This is a genomic window from Duganella sp. AC237, assembly GCF_979254035.1.
Map to the genome: position 1 here is coordinate 2,269,241 of NZ_CEEDEW010000003.1, position 26,247 is coordinate 2,295,487.

At 64.9% G+C, this 26,247-nt stretch carries 21 protein-coding genes; 9 read left to right on the top strand and 12 right to left on the bottom strand.

Annotated features, from left to right (window positions below; translation table 11 throughout):
* The first annotated feature begins 115 nt into the window (after positions 1-115).
* On the top strand, positions 116-760 hold the full coding sequence (locus AC0IYS_RS10475; RefSeq protein ID WP_471705080.1) for an SAM-dependent methyltransferase: 645 nt from the start codon (positions 116-118) through the stop codon (positions 758-760).
* Positions 761-788: 28 nt separating this feature from the next.
* Positions 789-1,910 carry a type IV pilus twitching motility protein PilT gene (locus AC0IYS_RS10480; protein ID WP_471705081.1) on the top strand — a complete coding sequence of 374 codons (1,122 nt, stop codon included), beginning with the start codon at positions 789-791 and terminating at the stop codon, positions 1,908-1,910.
* On the opposite strand, the gene AC0IYS_RS10485 is transcribed toward AC0IYS_RS10480, so the two are convergent.
* The 4 genes from AC0IYS_RS10485 to AC0IYS_RS10500 form a co-directional block, all read right to left on the bottom strand.
* Positions 1,907-3,205, bottom strand: a complete 1,299-nt coding sequence (locus AC0IYS_RS10485; protein WP_471705082.1) for a c-type cytochrome — start codon at positions 3,203-3,205, stop codon at positions 1,907-1,909. The two genes, AC0IYS_RS10480 and AC0IYS_RS10485, sit on opposite strands and share 4 nt — an antisense overlap.
* 14 nt (positions 3,206-3,219) lie before the next feature.
* On the bottom strand, positions 3,220-3,930 hold the full coding sequence (locus AC0IYS_RS10490; protein WP_471705083.1) for a c-type cytochrome: 711 nt from the start codon (positions 3,928-3,930) through the stop codon (positions 3,220-3,222).
* 71 nt (positions 3,931-4,001) lie between these two features.
* Positions 4,002-4,598, bottom strand: a complete 597-nt coding sequence (locus tag AC0IYS_RS10495) for a 3'-5' exonuclease (RefSeq protein WP_471705084.1) — start codon at positions 4,596-4,598, stop codon at positions 4,002-4,004.
* A 95-nt stretch (positions 4,599-4,693) separates the two neighbouring features.
* Positions 4,694-5,158, bottom strand: a complete 465-nt coding sequence (locus tag AC0IYS_RS10500; protein WP_471705085.1) for a ProQ/FINO family protein — start codon at positions 5,156-5,158, stop codon at positions 4,694-4,696.
* Positions 5,159-5,631: 473 nt separating this feature from the next.
* Between AC0IYS_RS10500 and rpoD the strand changes: the two genes are divergently transcribed.
* Positions 5,632-8,121, top strand: coding sequence for an RNA polymerase sigma factor RpoD (gene rpoD, locus AC0IYS_RS10505; protein ID WP_471705086.1), 2,490 nt, complete (start codon positions 5,632-5,634; stop codon positions 8,119-8,121).
* A 126-nt stretch (positions 8,122-8,247) separates the two neighbouring features.
* Here rpoD and AC0IYS_RS10510 read toward each other — a convergent pair whose 3' ends face one another.
* The 5 genes from AC0IYS_RS10510 to ppc all read right to left on the bottom strand — a co-directional run bounded on the left by AC0IYS_RS10510 (position 8,248) and on the right by ppc (position 17,617).
* Positions 8,248-9,489: an SGNH/GDSL hydrolase family protein gene (locus AC0IYS_RS10510; RefSeq protein ID WP_471705087.1), complete on the bottom strand. Its 1,242-nt coding sequence runs from the start codon at positions 9,487-9,489 to the stop codon at positions 8,248-8,250.
* Positions 9,490-9,609: 120 nt separating this feature from the next.
* Entirely contained in the window at positions 9,610-10,512 is a 903-nt protein-coding gene (locus AC0IYS_RS10515; protein ID WP_471705088.1) for a LysR family transcriptional regulator, read from the bottom strand.
* Positions 10,513-10,743: 231 nt separating this feature from the next.
* Positions 10,744-11,523, bottom strand: coding sequence for a 3-hydroxybutyrate dehydrogenase (locus AC0IYS_RS10520; protein ID WP_471705089.1), 780 nt, complete (start codon positions 11,521-11,523; stop codon positions 10,744-10,746).
* 156 nt (positions 11,524-11,679) lie between these two features.
* A complete protein-coding gene (locus tag AC0IYS_RS10525; protein ID WP_471705090.1) occupies positions 11,680-14,658 on the bottom strand; it encodes a sensor histidine kinase in 2,979 nt (992 codons plus the stop codon).
* Positions 14,659-14,746: 88 nt separating this feature from the next.
* Entirely contained in the window at positions 14,747-17,617 is a 2,871-nt protein-coding gene (ppc, locus tag AC0IYS_RS10530) for a phosphoenolpyruvate carboxylase (RefSeq protein WP_471705091.1), read from the bottom strand.
* 163 nt (positions 17,618-17,780) lie between these two features.
* Between ppc and hemC the strand changes: the two genes are divergently transcribed.
* Genes hemC through AC0IYS_RS10550 form a run of 4 tightly spaced genes read left to right on the top strand, consistent with a single transcriptional unit; the run spans position 17,781 to position 21,978 of the window.
* On the top strand, positions 17,781-18,797 hold the full coding sequence (hemC, locus tag AC0IYS_RS10535; RefSeq protein ID WP_471708841.1) for a hydroxymethylbilane synthase: 1,017 nt from the start codon (positions 17,781-17,783) through the stop codon (positions 18,795-18,797).
* Positions 18,798-18,818: 21 nt separating this feature from the next.
* Positions 18,819-19,619, top strand: a complete 801-nt coding sequence (locus AC0IYS_RS10540) for a uroporphyrinogen-III synthase (protein ID WP_471705092.1) — start codon at positions 18,819-18,821, stop codon at positions 19,617-19,619.
* The gene (locus AC0IYS_RS10545) at positions 19,616-20,779 is read left to right on the top strand and encodes a uroporphyrinogen-III C-methyltransferase (RefSeq protein WP_471705093.1); all 1,164 of its coding nucleotides are present in this window, start codon (positions 19,616-19,618) and stop codon (positions 20,777-20,779) included. The genes AC0IYS_RS10540 and AC0IYS_RS10545 overlap by 4 nt, the downstream gene beginning before the upstream one ends.
* Positions 20,780-20,781: 2 nt before the next feature.
* A complete protein-coding gene (locus AC0IYS_RS10550; RefSeq protein WP_471705094.1) occupies positions 20,782-21,978 on the top strand; it encodes a heme biosynthesis HemY N-terminal domain-containing protein in 1,197 nt (398 codons plus the stop codon).
* A gap of 104 nt (positions 21,979-22,082) precedes the next feature.
* On the opposite strand, the gene AC0IYS_RS10555 is transcribed toward AC0IYS_RS10550, so the two are convergent.
* A complete protein-coding gene (locus AC0IYS_RS10555) occupies positions 22,083-22,424 on the bottom strand; it encodes a hypothetical protein (protein WP_471705095.1) in 342 nt (113 codons plus the stop codon).
* Positions 22,425-22,643: 219 nt separating this feature from the next.
* On the opposite strand from AC0IYS_RS10555, the gene ppa reads away from it, so the two are divergent.
* Positions 22,644-23,189 (top strand): inorganic diphosphatase, encoded by a 546-nt coding sequence (gene ppa, locus AC0IYS_RS10560; RefSeq protein WP_471705096.1) that lies wholly within the window; start codon positions 22,644-22,646, stop codon positions 23,187-23,189.
* 104 nt (positions 23,190-23,293) lie between these two features.
* Here the strand turns inward: ppa and AC0IYS_RS10565 are convergent, their stop codons facing one another.
* On the bottom strand, positions 23,294-23,890 hold the full coding sequence (locus AC0IYS_RS10565) for a Crp/Fnr family transcriptional regulator (RefSeq protein WP_471705097.1): 597 nt from the start codon (positions 23,888-23,890) through the stop codon (positions 23,294-23,296).
* A 509-nt stretch (positions 23,891-24,399) separates the two neighbouring features.
* Between AC0IYS_RS10565 and AC0IYS_RS10570 the strand changes: the two genes are divergently transcribed.
* A complete protein-coding gene (locus AC0IYS_RS10570) occupies positions 24,400-24,885 on the top strand; it encodes a Dps family protein (protein WP_090320538.1) in 486 nt (161 codons plus the stop codon).
* Positions 24,886-25,021: 136 nt separating this feature from the next.
* On the opposite strand, the gene AC0IYS_RS10575 is transcribed toward AC0IYS_RS10570, so the two are convergent.
* Positions 25,022-26,149 (bottom strand): GNAT family N-acetyltransferase, encoded by a 1,128-nt coding sequence (locus AC0IYS_RS10575; RefSeq protein WP_471705098.1) that lies wholly within the window; start codon positions 26,147-26,149, stop codon positions 25,022-25,024.
* Positions 26,150-26,247 lie beyond the last annotated feature (98 nt).

Consider the following 26,247-nt stretch of genomic DNA (forward strand, 5'->3'; position numbering starts at 1 on the left):
CGGGAAGTGACGAGGCGGGCGGCGGCCGACGGCGGCCCCGGAACCGGCATGAGGTATCATTCGGCCTATCCCGCAAAACCCTCGCATCACCATCGCGACACCTATCTGGAATCACATGCTTATCATCACCATCAAACAGGGCAAGGAAAAGAGCTTGCTGGCCGGCGACCCCTGGATCTACCCGACCGCGATCGACAAGGTCGACGGCAAACCGCAGGAAAAAATGAAGCCTGGCTCGACCGCGATCGTGCAAAGCTCCGCGCGCCAGTTCATCGGCCGCGCCGCCTATAACTCCAAGTCGCAGATCCGTGCCCGCATGTGGAGCTACAAGGAGGACGAGCCGGTTGACCACGCGATGATGAAGCGCCGCGTCAAGGCCGCCGTCGTCAAGCGCGCCGCCGCCATCCGCGCCGCCGGCCCCAACGCGCTGGTGCCGGTGATCCTGGGCGAGGACGACGGCCTGTCCGGCCTGCTGGTGCACGGCTGGGGCGGCGTCGACGGTTATCTGATCTGCCAGTTCCAGTCCGGCGGCGTCGATGCCTGGAAAGTGCCGATCGTGCAGGCCCTGCTGGCGGAGACCGGCTGCCCCAACGTCTACGAGCGTTGTGACGACCTGATCCGTAAGGGCGAGGGCCTGCCGTTGTTCTCCGGCGCGCTGGCCGGCGAGGAGCCGCCCGAACACGTACTGGTGCTTGAAGGCAATCAGCGTTACAGTATGGACTTATGCACCGGCTTCAAATATCCGAAGCTGAAGAGCTAATGCCCATGCCCCGGAGAGCACTGACCAGATGGAAAATTACCTGTCGTCGCAAATACGCACGCTGACCTATATCGAGAACGAAGACCACCCGGTTTTCGGCACGCTGGTACAACAGATTCTGCACCTGCTGAACTCCAAGCTCATTTTCAGCGACATCCTGATCCATCAAAACAGTCCGCTCCTGCTGCGCCAGCCCAAGGGGCTGGTGGCGGTGACCGATTCGCCGATCACGCGCGAGGAGCTGGAAGAGTTCTTCGAGGTCGTCGAACCGAACTGGTCCGAGCGCATCCAGGACCGCGCCTTCGACCGCGCGGTCGACCTGCACACGGCGCGCATCCGCGCCAACTGTTTCACTTTCCAGGGCAAGAAGCGGCTCGGCTGCGTGATCCGGCGCTTCCCGAAGGAGCCGATGCCGCTCAACGAACTGGGCCTGCGCCGGCATGAGCAGAACTTCGCCAAGCTGACCAGCGGTCTGGTGTTGATTATTGGCGACACCTGCCAGGGCAAGTCGACCACCATCGCTTCGATGCTCGACGAGATCAACAAGCACCGTTCCGGCCACATCATCACCATCGAAGACCCGGTCGAAACCCTGATTCCGCAGCGCCAGTGCGTCATCACGCAGCGCGAGGTGGGGTTTGACGGCGACGTCGAGAGTTTCTATCTCGGCGCGCTGGACGCGCTGCGCGAGCGGCCCGACGTCATCGTCATCGGCGAGATCCGCGACGCCCAAACGGCGCAGGAGGCGCTGGCGCTGGCCGAATCCGGTCCGCTCGTGCTGGCCTCGCTGCATGCGCGCTCGACCGAGCTGGGCTTGCAGAAGATGGTGCGGCTGCTGGGCAACTCCGAGGCGCAGTCGCAGGCGCTGGCGCACGCTTTGCGCGGCGTGCTGTGCCAGGCGCTGCTGCCGTCGGTGGAAGGGGAGCGCTACTACCTCGCCACCGAATGCCTGACCTCCAACCCTGAGGTGGTCGAGATGATCGCCGGCGGGCAGCTGTCGGCGCTGCGCGGCTGGATGGCCGGCAAGACCAGCGAAGGCTGCCACACGATGAACGCGTCGCTGCGCGTGCTGCTGGCCGAAGGCAAGATCGGCATTGACGACGCCCGCAACGCCACCACCGACCGCATCGGCTTCGCCGAGCACCATTAATCCAGCGGAATCGCCCGGTATCGGTTGACCTCGTTGCCATCGACGGGCGGGGCATTGTTGCCCCAGGCGCTGCGCAGGTAGGATACGACTTGCGCCACCTCGTTGTCGTTGAGCACGTGGCCGAACGGCGGCATGCTGTACGGACGGGGATTGCCGGCCGTGCCTGGCGCGAAGCCGCCGTTGAGCACGATGCGAATCGGATTGACCGCCTGCTCCATCGTCAGCGCGCGGTTGCCCGCCAGCGGCGGATAGCCCGGCGGCATGCCGGCGCCGCCATCCCCATGGCACTCGGCGCAGTGCTGCGCGTACAGCTTGGCGCCCGCCGTCAGGAACGCCGTCGCCTGCGGCCCCTTGTCGCGCTCGAACTCCGACTTGACGCCTTGCGCCGGCAAGGCGCGCAAATACGTCGCCATCGCGTTGATGTCGCTGTCGTTCAGATGTTGCAGGCTTTCCCGGACCACCTCCGCCATCGGACCGAACACGGTGGCGCGTGGCGAGACGCCGGTCTTCAGCAGCGCGGCGATGTGGTCTTGTTGCCAGTCGCCCAGGCCCGCTTCGGCATCCGAGTTCAGCGACGGCGCGTACCAGCCCAGCACCGGTATCAATCCGCCCGACAGGCTGTCGCCGCTCGATCCGCTTACCGCGCCCAGCGCGTTGCGCGGACTGTGGCAGGCGCTGCAATGTCCAAGGCCCTGCACCAGGTAGGCGCCCCGGTTCCAGTCCACCGACTGCCCGGTCTCCGGACGGAACACCGCCGGCTTGAAGTACAGCGCGCGCCACGCCGCCAACATGATCTGCTGGTTGTACGGGAAACGCAATTCATGCGGGTGGTTGGCCTGGCTGACGGCCGGCACCGACTGGAAGTACGCGTGCAGCGCGTCCGAGTCGTCGCGCGTGATGCGGGTGTAATTGGTGTACGGGAAGGCGGGGTACAACAGCCGCCCGTCTTTCGATTTGCCGTTGTGCAGCGCGAGCCAGAAGTCGTCGGCGCTCCAGCCGCCGATGCCGGTGGCCTTGTCCGACGTGATGTTGGGCGAGATTACGCTGCCGAACGGCGTTTTGAGCGCGCGGCCACCGGCGTATTGCCGGCCGCCGCGCGTGGTGTGGCACGCCATGCAGTCGCCGGCCTTCGCTAGATAAGCGCCACGGGCGATTTTCTCGGTGGCTGACAATTTTGCGGTCACGCTCGGCGGCGGACCGATATCGTCGCCACCGGTACGGAACATCATGAAGAGCACGCCGGCCACGACCAACCCGACCAGTCCCGCCAGCGTATAAAAGATTTTTTTCGTCATCGTCGTCCCCGCGCTCATTTGGCGCCGTTCGGCACGCTGCCGCATGGCTGCGGCAACGGCATGGCGATACTGGCGGCGCTGGCCGGGCGCGCGGCGGCGTCGGGCGGTTGCTTGCTGAGCCAGGCGGAGACGGCGGCCACGTCGGCCACGCTCAGTTTGCCGGCGATGTCGGCCATGCAGTCGGGCGCGGTGGCGCGGCGCACGTGGCTCTTCCACGCGCCGAACTGGGCGTTGATGTAATCGCTGGGCAGGCCGATCAGCCCCGGAATGGCCGGTTCGACGCCGTACAGCGCGGCGCCGTGGCAGCCGACGCAGGCGGGGATTTTTTTGGCCGGATCGCCGTGCCGCACCAGCGCTTCGCCGCGCGCCAGGCTGGCGGCGGTCGCGGTGGCGCCACTGCCGGCTTGGGCGGGCGGGTAGGGCGGATGCTGGGCGGCGAAGTAGTCGGCGATCTCGCGCAGGTAGGCGTCGGGCAGATGGTCGACCATATAAGTCATCATCGGATAATTGCGGCGGCCCTCGCGGAAATTGAGCAGCTGGTTATACAGGTAGCCGGCCGGCTTGCCGGAGATGCGCGGGAAAAAGGCGTCGCCGCGCTCCTTGACCGCATGGCAGGCGATGCAGGCGGCCACGCGCTGCTCCAGGGTGTCCGGCGGCGTGGCGGCGGCCACAGGCAGGCTCAGCGCCAGCAGCGCGGCCAATCGTATGGTGGAAAAAGTAAGCATACCGTTCCTGGTCCCTGATTATTCCAGACAGGATACCCCGGTGTTGCCAGAAATGACAGTGGACAGAACGTCTAAGCGTCAGGTTGCGGCGGCTTGGGCGCGCGCGGCAGCTTGACCGGGCGCAGCGGCGGCAGCTTGCCGCCGTTGGCGATCCAGTGCCGGTACACGCGCAGCGCCACCTGGGCGTCGTCGGCGGCGTACAGGATCTGCTTTTCGTTCAGGCGCGGCAGTGCCCAATTGGTTGTGGAAATCTTCTTGGATTTTTGCAGCTTCTGGCCGAAGAACCTGGCCACCGCCGTCTTGGCGCCGAGGTCGTTGCGCTGGCCCGGCGTGCGCAACGCCACCGACAAGTCCACCACGCCGGCGGCGCGGATCGCCAGCTTGGCGTGCAGCCGCTTGACGTCGTCGGACAGGCCGAAGCCGACCTTCAGCGGCGCCGGCTGTTCGAGGATCGCTTGCAGCAGCTCGAGCGTGTGCGCCGGCGTACTGCCGCCGATCTGGAACAGATAGGCTTTGTCGTCGGTGGAAAATTGAATCAGGTGGGGGCCGGTGGACGTCTCGCCTTTGACAAATGTCGGCTTCGATTCGGTGTCGAAGCCGATGGCGTCGGCCGCCAGCAGGGCGGCGCGGGCGGCAAGCGCATGCTCCGGGGTTGTCACCAGTTGCACATCGGCGATCCGCAGACCGACGTAGGGCGGAAGCTCGGCCTCCGCCGCCGGTGCATGCCGGTGACCAGGCGACTGAGCGGGCAACTCGGCCAAACTTAACCCTTGCGCGAGAATTTCGCGGTCAGCTGGTTCAGTTTGTCGGTGCGCACGCGGGCCGCTTCTTCGGCCGCCGCGGCGTCGCGTTCGGCCTTCTTGCGTTCGGCTTCTTTCTTGAAGCGCTCCTGCAATACCTGGGTGGCGTGGGCGCGGTGCGTGTCGGTGACTTCGGCGCCGGGCGTGCCGTCGAGGTCGTGGCGCACCTTGGCTTTTTCCATCACTTTCAGGTAACGCAGCGAGCCGGTGTGGATGCCCAGCGCCGAGCGCATGGTCTTGCGGTCCAGTTCGGGCATGATCGCCAGGATCTGCTTGTCGATACCGATCGACAATGGCAGAAAATCGCGGAACGCCGGGAATTGGGTTTGCAGCTGTTTCAACAGGGTGCGCGGGGTCAGGGCCGCGGTGGCCGGAGCGGATGCGGCTGGCTCGGTCGCCAAAGGCTGAGGGGTAAGGCTAGTGTTCATCGACTTCGTAGGTTAAGCAAGAGGCGCCAGCATATCATGCGCCCTCCGGGATTGCAGTGCCTTTTAGGCTAGCGTGCCGGTTTGCTCACACTCCGGCCAATGGCAGATGGACGGCAGGTGCGGCGGCGGCCTAAAACGTGTATAATGCTTGACGCACCAATTGCAGGGCGGTGCGTTTCAGTTTGGTACAGGATGCGATCGGTCTGACACGGGCATGTGCCCTTGTTATATGGTTTTAGGATGTCGGATATGTGATTTATTCATTATCCTGATGTCTCGCTATACGGCATACTTTGCCCTCTCCTCATTCTTCACTGAAAAGAGAAACAAGCCCGTTGCTGGAAGCGGGCTTTTTTTATTCCGCAGATAATCGTCAGCTAAATTACAACATTTCCATCCATGCGCACTGGTAACGGTCGGCGCGGGCTATGGCATTTTGTATTTTCTGGCGAATACGCATTGAGAGACTTTTAATGACAAAAACGCCGAAAACTTTAACGTTGTCCGTCAAGGCCGCCCGCACCAGCTCCGCTCCGCTGGTGGTGCCAAAGACGACTCTATCCTATGTGATCGATAATGCGCAAGAGGCAGCGAGCAAAGTAACGGTAGTCAAGAAGAAAACGCGTCTGAGCGCCGCCGCCGAAGCGGCCCAGGCCGAGGCCCAGGTGGCCGTCGAGTCGCCGGTCAAGACCGTCAAGGTGGCGCGCAAGGGCGCGCTCGCCGGCGCCGTCGCGGCCGACGAGCCGGTCGCCGACACGGTGGTGGTCAAGGCCGCGCCGAAGTCCAAACTGGTCAAGGCTGTCAAGGTGGCCGCCGATCCGGCGCCGCTGACCATCGTCACCGCCGGTCCGGCCGTCAGCCAGGTTACCGATGCCGCCACCTTGGCGTCGATCGACACCTCCGGCTATCTGCTGCCGAGCGTCAAGGTGCCGGGCCGCCGTGGCCGCAAGCCGTCCGAATTCACGCCGGAAAACGACGAAGTCGCGGCGTTGAACGCCGTCGAGCGCGCCGAACTGAAGGCCGTGTCGAAAGCACGCGAGCGCAAAGCCAAGGGCGGCGCCGCCGACATGCTGGGCATGGACCCGAAAAGCTCGGCCGAGGACCTGGAGCGCCGCCGCAACCAGATCAAGAACCTGATCAACATGGGCAAGGAGCGCGGCTTCCTGACCTACGCCGAGATCAACGACCAGTTGCCGGAAAACATCGTCGATCCGGAAGCGATCGAAGGCATCATCGCGACCTTCAACGACATGGGCATCGCCATTTATGAGCGCGCCCCGGACGCCGAATCGCTGCTGCTGACCGACAGCGTGGCCACCGTCACCTCCGACGACGAAGTGGAAGCGGCCGCCGCGACCGCGCTGTCGACGGTCGACTCCGACTTCGGCCGCACCACCGACCCGGTCCGCATGTACATGCGCGAGATGGGCGCCGTGGCGCTGCTGACGCGCGAAGGCGAGATCGAGATCGCCAAGCGTATCGAAGGCGGCTTGAAGGACATGATCCAGGCCATTTCCGCCTGCCCGACCACGATCGCCGAGATCGTCGCGCTGGCCCGCAAGATCGAAGCGGACGAGCTCAAGGTGGACGAAGTGGTGGACGGTTTCGTCGACCTGAACGAAGCGAACAACGCGCCGGCCGTGGCCGCCGCGCCGGCCGCGCCGTCGGATGACGACGAGGAAGAGGAAGAAGAAGTCGAGGAAGAAGACGGCGACGCCAATGGCGGCGCGGCCGGCTTCTCGACCGAGCAACTCGCGCAGCTGAAAAAAGCCGCGCTGGAAAAGTTCGACGTCATCTCGACCCAGTACGACAAGATGCGCAAGGCCGCCGGCGGTTACGGCTCGAAGGCCTATGTCGCCGCGCAGGAAGCGATTTCGGCCGAACTGCTGGGCATCCGTTTTACCGCCAAGGTCGTTGAAAAGCTGTGCGACACCCTGCGCGGCCAGATGGAAGAAGTGCGCCACATCGAGCGCGCCGTGCTGGAGCTGTGCGTGAACAAATGCGGCATGCCGCGCGCCCACTTCATCAAGGTGTTCCCGGGCAACGAGACGGACCTGGACTGGGTCGACGGCGAAGTCGATTCGGCCTACCCGTACAGCGCCATCCTGGGGCGCAACGTGCCGGCCGTGAAAGAGCTGCAAAAGAAGATGATCGACCTGCAAGCGCGCGTGGCGCTGCCATTGGCCGACCTGCGCAAGATCAACAAGCAGATGGCCGCCGGTGAAAAACGCGCGCGCCAGGCCAAGCGTGAAATGACGGTCGCCAACTTGCGTCTGGTAATTTCGATCGCCAAGAAGTACATCAACCGTGGCCTGCAGTTCCTCGATCTGATCCAGGAAGGCAACATCGGTCTGTTGAAGGCGGTCGACAAGTTCGAATACCGTCGCGGCTACAAGTTCTCGACGTATGCGACCTGGTGGATTCGCCAGGCCATCACCCGTTCGATCGCCGACATGGCCCGCACCATCCGCGTGCCGGTGCACATGATCGAAACGATCAACAAGATGAACCGCATCTCGCGTCAGATCATGCAGGAAACCGGCAGCGAGCCGGATCTGGCGACGTTGGCCGTCAAGATGGAAATGCCGGAAAACAAAGTACGCGAAATCATGAAGATCGCCAAAGAGCCGATTTCGATGGAAACGCCGATGGGCGAGGACGGCGATTCGCAGCTGGGCGACTTCATCGAGGACAACACCACGTTGGCCCCGCTCGATGCCGCGCTGCACGCGTCGATGCGCAACGTCATCAAGGAAGTGCTGGACTCGCTGACCCCGCGCGAAGCGAAGGTGCTGCGCATGCGCTATGGCGTGGAAATGTCGAACGACCACACCTTGGAAGAAGTGGGCAAGCAGTTCGACGTGACGCGCGAGCGGATCCGCCAGATCGAAGCGAAGGCCATGAGCAAGCTGCGCCAGCCGTCGCGTTCGGACAAGCTGAAGACGTTCCTGACGCAGAACTAAGCGTCGGACAACCAAACAGAAGGGAGGCCAAGTGCCTCCCTTTTTTTGTCCGCTGAATGCCGCTCCGCCACGGAGGCCATGCATGCGTCGCCGGCGGCTCAACAATGGCCGATTGCGGCGTTCCGCCTAATCCGCGCTACGTGTCTCCCCGAAATGTAATACGATCGCGGCCGCCCCGGCCATCGCGCGATACCCGCTATCGTTCGGGTGCAGATGATCGCCGCTATCGAAAGCGGCCGACAGCCGCGACGGCCGCTCCGGATCGCGCAACACCTTGTCGAAATCGGCGACCGCGTCAAACTCGCGCGATTCGCGTATCCACGCATTGACCTCCTGCCGTTTCGCCTCCGCCACTGCGGAATGCACGAACGGCCTGCCGACGCCGCCATACGGCAACAAAGTCCCGCCGCAAACTTTCACGCCTTGCCCATGCGCCAGCCGTATCAATGCCTGCATGCCCTCGATAATCTGCCGCGCCGATACCTGCTCCGACGCCGACGCCAGCATATCGCCGGCGCTGATGTCATTGATTCCTTCGTGCAGCACTACCCAGCGCACGCCCGGCTTGTCGAGCGCATCGCGCTGAAACCGCGCCAGCGCACTTGGCCCGACGAATGGCTTGCTCGGACCATTCAGCAGGCGGTTACCCGCGATGCCCGCGTTGACGACGGCGATCGACGACTTCGTCAAGCGCTCGGCGAGCAGGTCCGGCCAACGTGCGTTGGCGTCGTCCGTCGAGCCGATGCCGTCGGCGATCGAGTCGCCCACCACCACGATGGCGTGCGCGTGGCGGCCGGAGGCGACCTCGACATCGGTGAGGAAGTAGCGGCTGTCGTCGGTTTCCGCTCCGGTGAAGCTGACGGCGGCCGTCGCGTCCGTACCGTGCAGGATGTACGCGGTCTGCATGCCGGCGCCGTGGATGGTGGAAGTGCCCGCGCCGGCAGGCAGGTACAGGCTAACCGCCAGTTCCCGCAGCGGTGCCACGTCCATGTCGAGCACGTCGCTCAAAACGCTGTCGCCGCTGGCGATGGTCACGGCCGGCCGGCCATTGAAGGTCAACGCGTGATCGCTCCCCGGCTCGATCGCCGGGCCGGCCGCCCGCAGCGCCACATGCGCCGCCCCGATGCTGACAGCGCCGGTGCCGTGCAGATTGGACAGGCGGATGCGCACGCTGCCGCCGCCGACGCTGGCGCGCACAACCTGGCGGATCGTTTGCGCCGGCAGCGCGGGGCCGGCACTGTCGGGCGCGGCAGTCCAGGTCGTGACCCAGTTCGAGGTTGTCGCCGACATGGCCGGCGCCCAGCTTCCAGCCAGGGTGAGCGCAAGCGCGAGCAGTGCGGCAGTGAAGCGTGGACAGGCGAGTTTCATCGATCGATTCCGTGACTGTTGGAAATTTAATTTCTTCAGTCTACGGAAGTCATGCCATTCGTTCAACGCTTGTGGCCGCATAGTGGGTATGCGCGCGCCGCATGGCGGCGACGCAGCCGCTCAGTCGGTATTGAAGTGGGTAACGCCGTGGTCGAACCGGTGCAGGACGTCGAACACCTGGTGCCGGAACCACTGGTGCTCCGGGTCCTGGTGATTACGCGCATGCCACAGCAGCCAGTAACGGTAGACGGGCGCGTCGAACGGCAACGGCTGCCAAACGATGCCCGCCTGCGCCGCCAGTTTGACGGCGATGTGCTCGGGGATGGTCAGCAGCAGGTCGTTGTCGCTGACGATGCGCAGCGCCGACGAGAAAAACGGCACGGTCAGCCGCACGTCGCGGCGCAGGCCTTGCCGGGCCAGCGCCTGGTCGACGAAGCCATCCTTGTCACTGCCGCCGGTGATGCGGGCGTGCGGCCAGCGCGTGTAGTCGGCCAAGGTGAGCGATTGCCCCGCCAGCGGGTGCGTGGCGCGCATCGCGCACACCGGCCTGTCCTCGCCCATCGCGCGGCCATGCAGGTTGTCCGGCACGATGTCGGCGATGGTGGCCACCAGATCGACGCCCTCATCGCTGAGCAGGCGATAGTAGCCGGCTTCCCATAGATGGAAGGACACGCCGGCACGCGGCGCGTTCGCAGCGATGGCCTCCACCAGCGGCGGCAGCATGTGGTCGGCCAGATAGTCCGAGCCGGCGATCGAGAACGTGCGCGCGCAGGTGGCGGCGTCGAACACGGGGCCGTCCATCATCGATTCGAGCGTGAGCAGGGTGGCCTTGAGTGGCCCGCGCAGGGCTAGTGCCCGCTGCGTCAGCAAAAAGCGCTGGCCCTCGCGGATCAGCAGCGGATCGCCGAACTGGCTGCGCAATTGCGCCAGCTGGCGGCTCAGCGCCGACTGCGTCAGCCCCAGCATGGTTGCCGCCAAGGTCAGGTTGCGGGTCTCCAGCAAGACGTCGAGCGAGCGGAGCAAGTTTAGGTTCGCTATTTTTTCCACGGGGTCTGGCCGGCGGCGCTGGCTTTGGCGAACACTTCCTGTTCGCTTTTTCATGGGGGTCAAGTCTAACATTTCTACACGAGCTCGTCCCTGAAGGCAGTCTACCGCCGGGGGCGTGTAGAAATGTTAGACTTGACCCCGGAGCTTAAACTCTTAAGACAGTCTACGGCCAAGTTCGTGTAGCAATGGCGGACCTGACCCCGGAGCTTATTGCATGAACCAGCCGTGGCTGACGACCAGCGATTGGCCGGTCAGCGCGTTCGACGGGAAGCTGGCGAACAGCAGCGCGACTTCGGCGACGTCTTCCACCGTAGTGAATTTGCCGTCGACGGTGTCGGCCAGCATGACTTTTTTGATGACGTCATCCTCGGAAATGCCCAAGGTCTTGGCTTGCTCGGGGATCTGCTTGTCCACCAGCGGCGTGCGCACGAAACCGGGACAGATGACGTTGGCGCGCACGCCGTGCTCGGCGCCTTCCTTCGAGACGGCCTTGGCCAGGCCGATCAGCCCGTGTTTGGCCGTGACGTAGGCGGACTTGAGCTTGGAGGCTTCCTTCGAGTGCACCGAACCCATGTAGATGACGCTGCCGCTGCCGGCCTTGTACATGTGCGGCAGGCAGGCCTTGGTGGTGAGGAAGGCGCCGTCGAGGTGGATCGACAGCAGCTTTTTCCAGTCCTCGTACGGGAAGTCCTCGACCGGGTGGATGATCTGGATCCCGGCGTTGCTCACCAGCACGTCGATCCCGCCCCAGGCGTCGACCACGGCGGCGATGCCGGCGTTTACCTGCGCTTCGTCGGTGACGTTCATGGCGACCGCCATCGCCTCGCTGCCGGCCGCTTTGAGCTCGTCGGCCGTGGCCTGGGCCGCTTCCAGGTTGAGGTCGGCGATGACGATCTTGCCGCCTTCGCGCGCGTAGATCAGGGCGATTTCCTTGCCGATGCCACTGGCGGCGCCGGTGACGACGCAGACTTTGTCTTTCAGTTTCATGTGCTGGCTCCTTGGGTTGGGTGTTGGGACATTACACGCCATGCGGTTTCGCATGTCGATGCTCCAACGTACAGTGCACCACCTGGCTGAAGGGAAGGTTAAGGCGCGCGCATGTTGGATTGAAATCGGCCCACGTGTCACAGTGGGGATTGGCAATTATCCGGTCAAGGTTAGCTTTACGACCGCGCCCCGTTCGGCGCCGTTGCTTACTTCCAACCTCGCGCCCAGACGCTCGGCGCGCTCGCGCATGCCGACCAGACCGTAGTGGCCGCGCCGCTTGCCTTGGTCGAGGATGTCGTCCGGGATGCCCTTGCCGTCGTCGCGCACTTGCAACATTAGCACATCGGCGCCGAAGTCCAGCTCCACCACGATGTCCCCGGCCTCGGCGTGGCGGAAGGCGTTGCCGATCGCTTCGCGGCCGATGGCGAACAGGTCGTCCCGCAGCGCGGCGTCCAGTTGCCAGGGCGTACCGCGGACTTCAAGGCGGTAGCGCGCCGGCAGTACCTCGGCCAGGCCGTTGCCGAAGCATGCCAGCGCCTCGGCCAAGGTTTCGTCGCCGCTCGACGCCGAGCGCAGGCCCATCACCTCGTCGCGGCCCTCGACCAGCGCCCGTTCGATGTAGCCGATGCCGCGCTCCATCGCGGCGCGCGCGGGCAGGGCGGGCGGGATCTGCTCCATCGCCGCCTGCATCATCAGGATCGTGCCTTGCGCCTGTTGCAGGAACGTGTCGTGCAGGGCGCGGGCGATGCGCTCGCGCTCGCTCACGCGCTCCAGATGGCGTGCCTCGATCAACCTGGCCACCTGCGCCAGCCGCCAGCGCCACGCCAGCGCCACCAGCGCTATCAACAGCACCCCGCACAGCAGCTTGAACCAGACGCTTTGCACAAACGTCGGCGGCAGCGCGATGTCGAGCGCGGCCCCCTGCGTGTTCCAGACGCCGTCGCGGTTGGCGGCGATCACTTGAAAACGGTAGTTGCCCGGCTCCAGGTTGGTGTAGAACGCTTCGCGCCGCCCCCCGCTGTTCTGCCAGTCCTGGTCCACATCGTCGAGTTTGTAGCGGAAGGCGCCGCGCTCCGGCACCGACAGTCCCAGCGCGGTGAAGGCGATATGCAGGTTGTTCGCCCCCTGCGGCAGGCGCAGCGGCTTTGCCGCGTCGTAGCGCTTGCCGTTGCTGGAGACCGAGAGGATTTCGACCGGCGGCGGCAGCGGGTCGCGGCGGATGGCGCCGGGCGTGATCAACATCGCGCCGCTGGTGGTCGACAACCATAGCTTGCCGTCGGTGGCCTGCACCATGGACGGGAACGGGCCGCTCGGCTGGACGGTGCCGGTCAGGCCCTCTTCGCTGCCCAGCAGTTCGTACGCCACCCGGGCGCCGTCGCGCACGAAAGCCCTGAGCTGGTCGGCGCCGATGCGAAAGGCGCCGTCGTGGCCGTGCAGCCAGAGTTCGCCGTCATCGGTGGCGACGATGCCGCTGATGCCGCGCAACTCGTGGCCGTCGGCCGCCAGCAGCGGCACGAAGCGCCGACCGTCGTAGCGGGCCACGCCCGATTCGCCGGCCACCCACAGGTTGCCGCCGCGCTCGTAGATGCACAGCACGTTGCCGATGCGCAGGCCGTCCCCGGCGCCCATGACGATTGCCTTTCCGTCTTCCACGACAGCGATGCGGTTGCCCTGGTAGCCGACCCACAGCCGGTCGCGGCTGTCCGACAGCAGCGACATCACCCGCAGCTTCGGCAGCGACGGGTACGGATGCTCCCACTTGCCGTCCCGGTGGCGGAATAGATCGTAGTTCAGATAGCTGGCCCACCAGTCGCCATTGCGGCTTTGCGCCAGCGCGTAGATGGTCGAACTGTCGCGCAGCGGCGCCGGCGGCGACGGGATCAGCGGTTGACCGGACCGCGCCGCCTGCCAGATGCCCCGGTAGCTGCCCAGCGCGCGGCCGCCGGCGCCGGCCGCCGAGCTCCAGAAGCCGCTGTCGAGGGCGGCGTGCTGGCGGCCTTCGGCGTCCATCAGCCAGGCGCTGGTGCTGGAGTTGCTGAGCCAGACCTTGCCGTCGGCGTCGGCCGCCAGGCCCGGCGTGACGATGGGCTGGTCGCTCGGCAGCGGCACGGCGCGGTGCCGGCGGAAGCGATCGAGCCCGGTCGCCGTGCCGAACCAGATATTGCCGTCGCGGTCTTCAAAAAAGGTCTGCGGACTCAGGCCGCTCAAGCCCTGGTCGCGCGTCAGGCGCTGGCGCGGGTCGGGAAACACGTCCGGCAGCACACGCTCGACGTGGGCGTCGCTCGCCAGCCACATCGTGCCGGCGCGGTCGAACCACATGCCGCTGCCCGGCAGTTCCGGCTTGGGCGGCCTGGCGCCGGCGACCGGCGCCGTTTGCGACAGGCGGTAGTTGGCGTCGGTCCCGTTCGATACCCAGACGGTGCCGTCGGGCCCGGCGGCCAGCGAGGCCAGCTCCATGTTGCCGGGACTGGCGACGCGGTAGCGCGTCTCGCCGGCGCGTCGGTAGTAAACGCTGTTCGAGGTCGAGACCCACTGCGTGCCGGCGCGGTCGAACAGCACTTGCCAGACAGCCTGGGGCGGATCGAAGCCGCTGTCGGGGCCGATCCGCACCCAGCGGTCGCGCGCGCGGTCGAGCCAGGCCAGGCCGCGCGCGGTGGTGGCCCACAGCACGCCGTCCGGGGCGGTGGTGAAGCTGTGGGCGGCGCCGGGCGGGAAGCCGTTGTCGGCGCCGTAGTGCGCGGCCTTGCCGTTCTTGAACATGCTGGCGCCGCCGAAGCGGTAGCCGACCCACAGGCCGCCGTCGGGCGCGGTGTGCAGCGGCAGCACGATGGTCGACAGCAGCGGGTGGCCGCCGACCTGGTCGCGGCGTTCGAAGTTGACGCCGTCGAAGCGGTACAGGCCGGTGGGCGTGGACAGCCACAGCCAGCCGTCCGGCGTTTGCGTGATAGCCTGGACTTGCGCCGGCGCGCCCTGGGCGGCGGTCCAGGCGCGGTGCGCGTAGTCGGCCAGCAAGCGTGCGTGCTGGGCCGCCCGCCCGGGCGGGGCCGGGGCGATCAGCGCGCACAGTGCGCCGACCATCAGCAAGCGGGCGCGCAGGCGGGTCCAACTGGTGATGATGTCCATGACAAAAAGCATAGTGGATTCCGCGCAAGCGGTGAAAAAGCCAAAAAAACGCCCCGGGGATGAGTCGGGGCGCTGGTCCTTCAGTCGACGGTGAGGCGGCTTAGCCGGTGTTGCGCAAGCCGGCCGCGACGCCGTTGATCGACAGGTGGATGCCGCGGTGGACCCGCTCGTCCGTTGCCTTGGCCGGATCGACCGTCAGCGCGCGGTGGCGCTTGATCAGCTCGACCTGCAAGTGGTTCAGCGGATCGAGGTAGGCGATGCGGTTCTGGATCGAGCGCGCCAGCAGCGGATTGCCCGTCAAGCGCTCGGACGCGCCGGTGATGTCCTGCAGGATCGCCAGCGTGTTGGCGTGCTCTTCGGTGATGCGCTTGAAGATGCGATCGCGCAGTTCCTTGTCCTGCACCAGGTCGGCGTAGCGCGAGGCGATCGCCAGGTCGGTCTTGGCCAGCACCATGTCCATGTTCGACAGCAGCGTGGCGAAGAACGGCCATTCCTTGAACATCGATTGCAGCTGGGCCAGGCGTTGCGGTTTGTCGCCGTCGGCCACCCAGGCGCCGATGGCGCTGCCGAAGCCGTACCAGCCCGGCAGCAGCAGGCGGCACTGGCCCCACGAGAAGCCCCATGGAATCGCCCGCAAGTCCTCGATGCGCTTGGTCGACTTGCGCGAGGCCGGACGCGAACCGAGGTTCAGCTCGGCGATCTCGGCGATCGGCGTGGCGCTGAAGAAGTAGTCGGTGAAGCCCGGGGTTTCATAGACCAGGTTGCGGTAGGCCTTGTAGGCGCGGTCGGAGATCTCCGCCATGATCGCCTCGAACTGGCTGAGCTGCTCCAGGTGGGCGCTGTCTTCCGACTGCGGCATCAGGCTCGCTTCCAGGGTCGCGGCGACCAGCAGCTCGAGGTTGCGGCGGCCGATGTCCTTGTTGGAGAACTTGGAGGCGATGATCTCGCCCTGTTCGGTCAGGCGGATCTGGCCGTTGACGGTGCCGTGCGGCTGCGCCAGGATGGCCTCGTAGCTCGGACCGCCGCCACGGCCGACCGTGCCGCCCCGGCCGTGAAACAGGCGCAGCTTGACGCCGGCTTTTTCGAACACCGTCACCAGGTGGGTTTCGGCCTTGTACAGTTCCCAGGTCGAGGTCAGGAAACCGCCGTCCTTGTTCGAGTCCGAATAACCGAGCATGACTTCCTGGATCTGGCCCTGCTTCGCGATCAGGCCCTTGACCAGCGGCAGCGCCATCACCGCTTCCATGATGCCGGCGGCGCGTTGCAGGTCGGGGATGGTTTCGAACAGCGGGATGACCATCAGGTCCAGTTCCGCTTCGGCCTCGCCCGCGGCGATGCGCAGCAAGCCCATTTCCTTTTGCAGCAGCATCACTTCCAGCAGGTCGGACACGGTTTCCGTGTGCGAGATGATGTAGTTGCGGATCGCGCGCGCGCCGTAGCGGTCGCGGATCTGGCGCGCCGCGCGCAGCACGCCCAACTCGGAATCGGTCTCGTCGGAGTAGTCGATGTACGGCGAGTACAGCAGGCGCGGTTGCGACAGCTCGCTCAGCAGCAGCGCCACCTTGGCGTCCTCGTCGAGCGAGGCGTAGGCGGGCTCGCCGCCGGCCTTGGCGAACAGCTCGGCCAATACGCGCTCATGGATGTCGGACGACTGGCGCATGTCCAGCGACGCCAGGTGGAAGCCGAAGATGTCGGCCGCGCGCTTCAACGTCGACAGGCGCGGGCGCACCAGCACTTCGCCGTGGTTGGCGGTGAGCGACTCGACCAGCGTTTGCAGGTCGGCCGAGAACGCGGCGGCGCTGGCGTACGGCTCGGCGTGGCCCACTTCCTTGCGCAGGATGTTGGTCGCGCCCAGGGCGCGGGCGGTGCTGGCCAGGCGCGCGTAGATGCCGATCAGGGCGCGGCGGTATGGTTCGTCGGCACGGTGGTCGGAGGTGTCCGGCGACTGGTCGGCCAGCGCCTGCAGGGCGGGGGTGCAGCCGATCATCAGGGTGGAGATCGACAGCTCCGCGCCCAGGGTGTGCGCCTCTTCCAGATAGAAGTCGAGGATGGTGGTGGCCTGGCGCACCAGTGCGTGCTGCATGGTGCCGCCATTGACGTTGGGATTGCCGTCGCGGTCGCCGCCGATCCAGCTGCCCATCTGCACGTACGGCGCGTTGATCGGCTTGACTTGCGGCTCCTGGTCGTCGGCCGGCGCGCTACCGTAGTGTTGGGCGATGTCGCTCTCGATGTCATCGTACAACCCCGGCAGTTCGCGCAGGAAGGTGGTGCGGTAGTACGACAGCGCGTTTTCGATCTCGTCGGCCACGGTCAGCTTGGTGTAGCGCAGCATGCGGGTCTGCCACAAGGTGGCGATGCGCGCGCGCAGCAGATGCATATTGGCGGATTTTTCCTTCGGCGTCAGCGGCAGGTCGCGCTCGGCCAGCAGGCGGGCGATGTCGTGCTCGGCGTCGAGGATGGATTTGCGCTGCACTTCGGTCGGGTGGGCCGTCAGCACCGGGGCGATCAGGGCCTGGTCGAAGAATTCGCCGACGGTTTGCTCGCTGACGCCGGCTTCCTTGAGCTTGCACAGCGCGAAGTTGATGCTGCCTTTCTGGGCGTTCGAGCCGGCCAGCAGGTGGGCGCGGCGGCGGCGGATGTGGTGCTGGTCCTCGGCGATGTTGGCCAGGTGCGAGAAGTACGAGAATGCCCGTACCACCGAGATGGTCTGTTCGCGCGTGAGGATCTTCAGCATGCCGTCCAGTTCCTTGGCGGCGCCGGCGTCGGCCTCGCGGCGGAAGCGCACGGCCGTTTGACGGATGGTTTCGACCACGGCGAACACTTCCTCGCCTTCCTGGTCGCGCAGCACGTCGCCCAGCAGGCGGCCGAGCAGGCGGATATCTTCTTTAAGGGGCGCGTCCTTGTCTACTTCGGTGGCCGCGCCGGGTTGTTCAGCGATGTTGTCGTCGATTGCACTAGATTGTTTTGCCATGTGATAAGCCGCAAAGATGTGAAATGTCGGTGCAAAGGCTGGTAGCCCGGTTCTGCATGAAGGTGAGCATGATAAAATTTGTGATCTTAAACACGCGCGATTTACTGGCCAGCGCCGGTGAGCGTCAGCTACAGCGAAAGAACTGGTTTTGAAAACATCCGAAGTGGTCCAAACTCCCCCGTCCAGATTGGTGATCGCGTCGCGGGAGAGCCGCCTGGCCATGTGGCAGGCGGAGCATGTTCGTGAACGCTTGACATTATTATATCCGCAGTGCGATGTCAAAATTGTCGGAATGACGACAAGAGGTGATCAAATTCTGGATCGCACCCTGTCGAAGGTGGGCGGCAAGGGCCTGTTCGTCAAGGAACTGGAAGTAGCGATGGCCGAAGGCCGCGCCGACCTGGCCGTCCATTCGCTCAAGGACGTGCCGATGGAGCTGCCGGAGGGCTTCGCGCTGGCCGCCGTGATGCTGCGCGAAGACCCGCGCGACGCCTTCGTCTGCAACGACTACGCCACGCTGGCCGAGCTGCCGCCGGGCGCCATCGTCGGCACCAGCAGCCTGCGCCGCCAGTCGCTGATCGCCGCGCGCTATCCGCACCTGGTGATCAAGCCGCTGCGCGGCAACCTCGACACCCGCCTGGCCAAGCTCGATCGCGGCGACTACAGCGCCATCATCCTGGCCGCCGCCGGCCTCAAACGCCTGGGCCTGTCGCAGCGCATCCGCGCCGTGCTGGCGCCGGAGGACAGCCTGCCGGCGGCCGGGCAGGGCGCGATGGCGATCGAAATCGCCGAACGCGACGATGGGCTCGACCTGAAAGCGTTGCTGGCGCCGCTCAACGACCTGGCCACCGCGCAGGCCGTCACGGCCGAGCGCAAGGTGTCGAAGGTGTTCGGCGGCAGCTGCCAGATTCCGCTGGCGGCCTACGCCACCGTCGAGGACGGCCAGATGCATCTGCGCGCGATGGTCGGCACGCCGGACGGCAGCCGCGTGGCCAGCGCGGAAGTGCACGGTCCGGCCGCCGATCCCGAGGCGCTGGGCCTGCAAGTGTCCGAGCTGCTGCGCGCGCAGGACGCGGTCGGCATCCTGGCCGTCTGCCTGAGCGACGCCGCCCAGGCCGAGGAGGAGGCGCGCTCGCGCGAGCTGAACGCCGACGGCTCGACCGGCGCCCAGCCGGTTTGATGACCCTCGGATGACACTGGGATGACCGGCATCGTCGTCATCACCCGTCCCCTGGCGCAAGCGCGGCCGCTGGCCGCCCGCGTGGCCGCGCTGGGCCGCGAGGTGGAAGTGCTGCCGCTGCTGGAGATCGCGCCGCTGCCGGATCAATCCGCGTTGCGGGCCGCGCTGGCGCGCTTGTGCGCGCCCGCGCCGGGCTATTCGATGGTGGCTTTCGTGTCGCCCAACGCCATCGACGCCGCCTTCGCCCATATTCAACAGTGGCCGGCCGGCGTGACGGCGGCCGTGGTGGGCGAGGGCAGCCGGCTGGCGCTGGCCGCCCACGGCGTCACACCGGACAAATTTAATATCGTCAGCCCGGCCGACAACGGCCACAGCGATTCCGAACATTTGCTGCAAACGCTGGACCTGGCCGCGCTCAAGGACCAGCCGGTGCTGATCGTGCGCGGCGAGAGCGGACGCGAGCTGATGGCCGACGGCTTGCGCGCGGCCGGCGCCCAGGTCGAGGTGGTCCCGGCCTACCGTCGTACCGTGCCGCAATTGACGGCGGCGCTGGAAAGCACCTTGCACCGCTTGCTGGCGCAACAAAACGACTGGATCATCACCAGTTCCGAGGCGCTGCGCGGCCTGTGCGACCTACTGGCCGAGCTCGATATAAAAAGTCCTGGCGGCAAGCCGTCCTGTGTTGTATCGATGCAACAACAGCATTTGATCGTGCCGCACGCCCGAATTGCCGAAACTGCAAGCAATTTGGGCTTTTCCCGTCTGACGCTCACCGGATCAGGCGACGAACGCCTGCTGGCCGCGTTACAATCACGCCTATGAACGATTTGCCTACATTACCCGACCCTGTCGTCTCGCACGGTTCCGCCGCCGAGTCCCCGTCCGCGCCGCTGAAATCGCCGCCCGAACCCCGGTTGCTCGATACGCTGCAGCAGCCGCGCATCCTGCTGGGTGGGGTGGTGGTGCTGGCCGTGTTGCTGGCCGCCCAGACGTGGTCGACCCATAACAAGATGGGCAAGCTGCGTCAGGAAATGGCGCTGCGCCTGCAAAAGGGCGACTCCATCAACGCCGAAACGGGCACCCTGGCGCGCACCGTGCAGGAAACCAGCCGCGAGTTGCAAATCAAGGTTGGCCTGTTGGAAAGCAAACAACTGGAGGCGCAGAGCCAGCAATTGGCGCTCGAGCAGCTGTACCAGGATCTGTCGAAGAACCGCGACGAGTGGGCGCTGACCGAGATCGAGCAAGTGTTGTCGACCGCCAGCCAGCAGCTGCAACTGGCCGGCAACGTGCCTGGCGCGCTGATCGCGCTGCAAAACGCCGACCGCAGCCTGTCGCGCTCGGACAAGCCGCAATTCATCACCATCCGCCGCGCCATCGCCAAGGACACCGAGAAGCTCAAGGCGTTGCCGAGCGTCGATTCGGTCGGCGTGGCGCTGCGCCTGGACAACGTCATCGCGCAGATCGACAACTTGCCGATGCTGTCGGACGAACAACCGACCCTGCCGGCGGCGCCGGAGAAAAAGGTCAAGGCCAGGGTCAAGCCGGTGTTGGACAAGAACGGCAAGCCGGTCGCGGTGGTCGAGCCGAGCGAGCCGAATCCATGGCTGCTTGCACTGCAAAACACCTGGACCGGCTGGAGCACTGAAATGTGGACCGATGTGCGTCAGCTGATCCGCGTGCGTAGCGTGGAAACGCCGGACGCGCTAATGCTGTCGCCGACGCAGGCCTACTTCCTGCGCGAGAACCTGAAGTTGCGGCTGTTGAACGCCCGCATGGCACTGCTGTCGCGCAATGAAACAGCCTTCCGCGCCGACCTGATCGCCGCCCAGGAAGCCTTGGTCAAGTACTTCGACACCCGCGCCAAAAACACCCAAACGGTGCAGTCGCTGCTGCGCCAGGTGCAGACCAGCAATTTGGCGATCGAGATGCCGACCCTGTCGGACAGCCTGAACGCCGTACGTAACTACAAAGCGAAGCAATAGCCATGCGATTATTCCTCTGGTTGGTCGCATTGATGGCCGCGGCCATCGGCATCGCCGTGACGGCGCGTTTCAATCCTGGCAACGTGGTGCTGTTCTACCCGCCGCACCGGATCGACATGTCGCTCAACTTCTTCTGCGTGATCGCGGCGGCACTGTTCGTGTTCCTTTACGCGGTGATCCGCGCCTTGCGCGCCACCCTCAAAATGCCGGCCAAGGTGGCGCTCTACCGCCAGCAAAAGCGCGAGCGCGACGGCAACAAGGGCTTGCGCGAGGCGCTCAAGGCCTTGTTCGAAGGCCGCTTCGGCCATGCCGAAAAGGCCGCCATCCGCGCCTCGGAACTGCCCGAGAACGCCGGCGTCGCCGCGCTGATCGGCGCCCGCGCCGCACACCGCATGCGCCAGGGCGCCCGCCGCGACCAGTGGCTGGCCAAGCTCAACGACGACAATGTCATGAAAACCGCGCGCCTGATGACGATGACCGAATTGCTGGTCGACGACCATCAGCCTGAAGCGGCGCTCGACGCCGTGCGCGAGCTCAACGCCAGCGGCACCCGTCACATTCACGCGTTGCAATGGTCGTTGAAGGCCCAGCAGCAGGCCAAGAACTGGCCGGAAGTGCTGCGCCTGGTGCGCTCGCTGGACAAGCACCGCGCGCTGCATCCGGCATTGTCGGCGCGCTTGCGCGAACTGGCCTACGCCGACCTGCTGTCGGACCAGACCAACGACGCCGAGTCGCTGCAGCGGGTCTGGTCGACGGTGCCGAACAGCGACCGCGTCAAGCCTTACGTCGCCTGCCTGGCGGCGACGGCGCTGAACGCGCGCGGCCTGCACGACGAAGCGCGCAGGGTCGCCGAGGAATCGCTGGCCGCCGACTGGGACGACCGTGTGATCCGCGCCTACCGCGAAGCGGCGGCGCCGGCCGGCTCGGCGGCCTTGCTGGCGCAGATCGAGGCGTGCGAAAAATGGCTGCACGCCCGGCCGACGGACGCCGAACTGGCGCTCACGCTCGGTTCGCTGTGCCTGAAGCAGAAGCTGTGGGGCAAGGCGCAGCGCTACCTGGAGCAGGCGCTGTCGGACGCGTCCGATCCGCGCATGGTGCGCGAATCGCACCTGAAGCTGGCGCAAATGCACGAAGCGCTGCAGCAGCACGAAGAGGCCGCCAACCATTACCGCCAGTGCGCGCTGGCGACCATCCTCTAAAAAACTACGGGGTCAAGTCTGTCATTCAGACACGAGCTGGACCGTAGCAGCGTTATACGGTCCAGCTCGTGTCCGAATGACAGACTTGACCCCCGGCTGATGCGTTAAAAGCTGCGCTTGGCCGCGCCGTGGGCGGGATCGACGTCTATCCCGCCGTTCGATTCCAAAATGGCCGTCGCCCGTTCGAGCTGGGCGGCGTCGGCGGCGGTGACCGTGATCATGCACAAATCGCCCCGCGCGGCGGGCTTGTAGACGTCCTGGTAATCGGAGCCGCCTTTGACGGCGGGGGAGTCGCCCACGTAAAAATTGCTCTCGGCGGGACCGGCCTCGTCGGTGGTGACGTTGACATGGATGCCGTCGCCTTCAAAGCCTTCGGCAAGCAAGCCATTGCGGGCCGCTTCGGCGGCTTCAAAACTGGGCAGCATGCGTACGATCTGGTGATTCATGATCCCTCCACGGTTGCGGTAAATATCCACGCTATCAGAATCTCCTTGCCGGGGGCGCAGGCGAGCTTGTAGGCAAGTGCGACCTATGCGCGCAAGTATTTCGTCAAGTCCGATCTGAAGCATTAAAATTTCCGCACGGTAGTGCTGCAATGCACAAGCGTCCTGGACTTCGTTATAATTACGCAGTAAACATTTGTCAGCACAACAACGAGGAAACCCATGAGCTTGAATAAAGTGCCTTCCGGCCGCGATTTGCCCAACGACTTCAACGTGATCATCGAAATTCCGATGAACGCCGATCCGATCAAGTACGAAGTCGACAAGGAATCGGGCGCGATCTTCGTCGATCGCTTCATGGGCACCGCGATGCACTACCCATGCAACTACGGCTACGTGCCGAACACCCTGTCGGACGACGGCGATCCGGTCGACGTGCTGGTGATCACCCCGTTCCCGCTGATCCCGGGCGTGGTGGTGCGCTGCCGTCCTATCGGCGTGCTCAAAATGACCGACGAGTCCGGTGAAGACGCCAAAGTGCTGGCCGTGCCGGTCGACAAGGTACTGTCGATCTACAGCCACTGGCAGAAGCCGGAAGACCTGAACGAACTGCGCCTGCGCCAGATCCAGCACTTCTTCGAGCATTACAAAGACCTGGAAAAAGGCAAATGGGTCAAGATCGACGGCTGGTACGGTCCGGAAGATGCCAAACAGGAAATCCTGAACGGCGTCGCTGCGTACAACAAGGAAACGGCAAGCAATTCCTGATACCCCGCCGGCCCAATCCGGCCGGCACAAAAAAGCCCCATGCGGCTTTGCCTGGACCTTGGTCCGGCAAGCACACATGGGGCTTTTTTATTTGTCGGGCGTGCTTATTCGCGCGCGGCGCTTTCGGCGGCCTCGGCCTCGGCCTCGCGCCGCAGGCGCGACATGTATTGCGGCGTGATGCCGAGGTAGGAGGCGATCGCGCGTTGCGAGATGCGCGCCTCCAGACCCGGGTATTCCTCGCGGAACGCGGCCAGGCGTTCTTGCGCCGAGGTCTCGCCGCTGCTGTAGGCGCGTTGTGCCAGACTCTGCAAACCATGCATCGCGGCCTGGAGATGATAGTGTTGCATCACCTCATGCTGGGCGCGCAGCGCGCACGACTGCGCCCAGTCCAGGGTGAACCCGTGGATGGTCGTCTCGGCCACCAGAAATTGCACGGCCGGTTGGCCGGTCTCGCCGGTGATCAGATCGGTCAGCGAGGTGGCGGACTCGCCCTCGCGGAAAAACCGCAGGGTCATCTCGACACCGTCACGATTGAAGAATCCGCTGCGCGCGACGCCGCTGGCGAGCCAGTGCACCTGCGTGGCCGGCACGCCGGCATGTTGCAGGAACTCGCCTTTGCGCGCGTGAAACGGCTCGGCGATCGTCGCCAGCAGGTTCGTCACGTTGGTGTAAGACTCTTCACTGACATTGATACGCTTCATCGTGGCGGACTTGAAGCGGTTCCGTTGTTTTATAAAATCTGCATTCATGCTGTGTGTGCCACATTCCTCATAAAACCATACAACGGGGCATAGAGTATAGGCTCGATTGAAAATGCTGTGAAGCAAACTGGTTTCATCTATCGGGACAAAATTGTATCAACCCGATTTTAACCCGTGGATGAAATGTAGGTATCGTCGGGAACCGTTTGCGTGTGCGCCAATCTGACTCAGTACGGGCTGTTTTTTTGCTATCGGAGGAGTCATGATCGAACGCGCTTATCACTGGCATCCTCGACATCGTGCTCGCGGTGCGCCTGCGCAGCCATGCGCGGCCGGGACGCCGATGCGGGCCGGCGCCGTCAGGAAAGAGGCCGCCAACGATCGCCGCGTCGGCGACGGCGCATGACGCCGGCGGGTCAGCATTGAACCGGTTTGCCGAACGGTACGTTCCCACGCGGAGGACTGGATACGATTACAATAAAGGTCCAAGCTACTAGAAGGAGTTACCCATGGACGCAAAAGCCTCCAAGATCGATATCGGCCTTTCCGACGAAAGTCGCGCGAACATTGCCGCCGGCCTGTCAGGCCTGCTGGCGGACAGCTACACCCTGTACCTGATGACCCATAATTTCCACTGGAACGTCAAAGGTCCGATGTTCAACAGCCTGCACCAGATGTTCATGGCGCAGTACACCGAGCAGTGGACCGCGCTGGACCTGATCGCCGAACGCATCCGCGCACTGGGCTATCCGGCACCGGGCACGTACACCGAGTTCGTCAAGCTGGCGACCATCAAGGAAGTGGAAGGCGTGCCGAAGGCGATGGAAATGGTTCAGCATCTGGTCAAGGCGCAGGAAGCGACCGCCCGCACCGCGCGCAAACTGCTGCCGCTGGTGGAAGGCGCCGACGATCAGCCGACCGCCGACCTGCTGGCCACGCGCCTGGACACGCACGAAAAGACCGCGTGGATGCTGCGCAGCCTGCTGGAAGAGTAAGAGACGCTTACGGTAAACCCTGCGTGACATCTGTTCCACGTAGGGCGGATTAGCGAAGCGTAATCCGCCATGCATGCGTCTCGACGGCTCGTCTAATGGCGGATTACGGCGTTCCGCCTAATCCGCCCTACGTGTTTTAGATCGGTTTGAAGGGCACGTGCTCGCCCAGCTCGTCTATATAATTGTTCATGGCCGCCGTCTCCTGCGCCAGGAAATCCGCGATCGCATCGGCAAAACGTTCATCCGCGATCCAATGCGCCGACCACGTCGGCGTCGGCACCAGTCCGCGCGACATCTTATGCTCGCCCTGCGCGCCACCCTCGAAGCGCGCGATGCCGTGTTTGATGCAATATTCAATCGATTGCACATAACACGTCTCGAAATGCAGCCCGGAGACGAATTCCTGCGTGCCCCAATAGCGGCCGTACATGATGTTGCCGCCCACCAGGTTCAACGCCACCGCCACCGGCTCCTCGCCGCGCTTGGCCAGCACGATCATCAGGCTGTCCGGTGCCTCGTCCAGCAGCCGCTCGAAAAACTTCAGGGTCAGGTAAGGCTTGGAGAAGTGCGCGTGGTAGGTCGATACATAGCAGCTATAAAAGAAGCGCAGCACCTCCGGCGTGATGTCGCGCCCGGCCAAATGTTCGAACTTGATGCCCGCATCGAGCACGCGGCGCCGGTCCTGGCGGATCTTCTTGCGCTTCTCCATCTTGAAGCTGGCCAGAAAGGCGTCGAAATCGGCATAACCGGGATTCTCCCAATGGAACTGCACCCCTTCGCGCAGCATAAAACCCGCAGCCTCCAGCGCTTGCCGGTCCTGCTCGTCGGGGAACAGGATATGCAGCGACGACGTCTCCAGCTGCCGGGCCACCTGCAACGCCGCGCGCGCCAGCAGGGCGCGGTTTTCCGAGGTGCGCGCCAGCAAACGGCCGCCCGTCACCGGCGTGAACGGCACCGCCGACAGCAGCTTCGGATAGTAGGGAATGCCGTTGCGATGGAAGGCATCGGCCCAGGCGTGATCGAACACGTATTCACCACGGCTGTGATCCTTCAGATACAGCGGCATGGCCGCCGCCAGCGCACCGTCGCGGTGCAGCACCAGGTAGCGCGGCGTCCAGCCTGTTTGGGCCGAGGCGCAGCGGGTGTCGTGCAACGCGTGCAGAAACGCGTAGGCCAGGGTCGGGTTGTCGCCGGCGATGGCTTGCCACTGCGCCGGGTCGACGTTTTCCAACGAGTCGATGATCGAAAACTCTGCTTCTGACACGCTTTACTCCAGCTCTGATGTTGGCGCCAGTCTAGCCTATCTGGCGCTGATCCGTTGGCGGCGGCGCGTCCGTGGCCGTGCGATAATTGGCTTTTGTT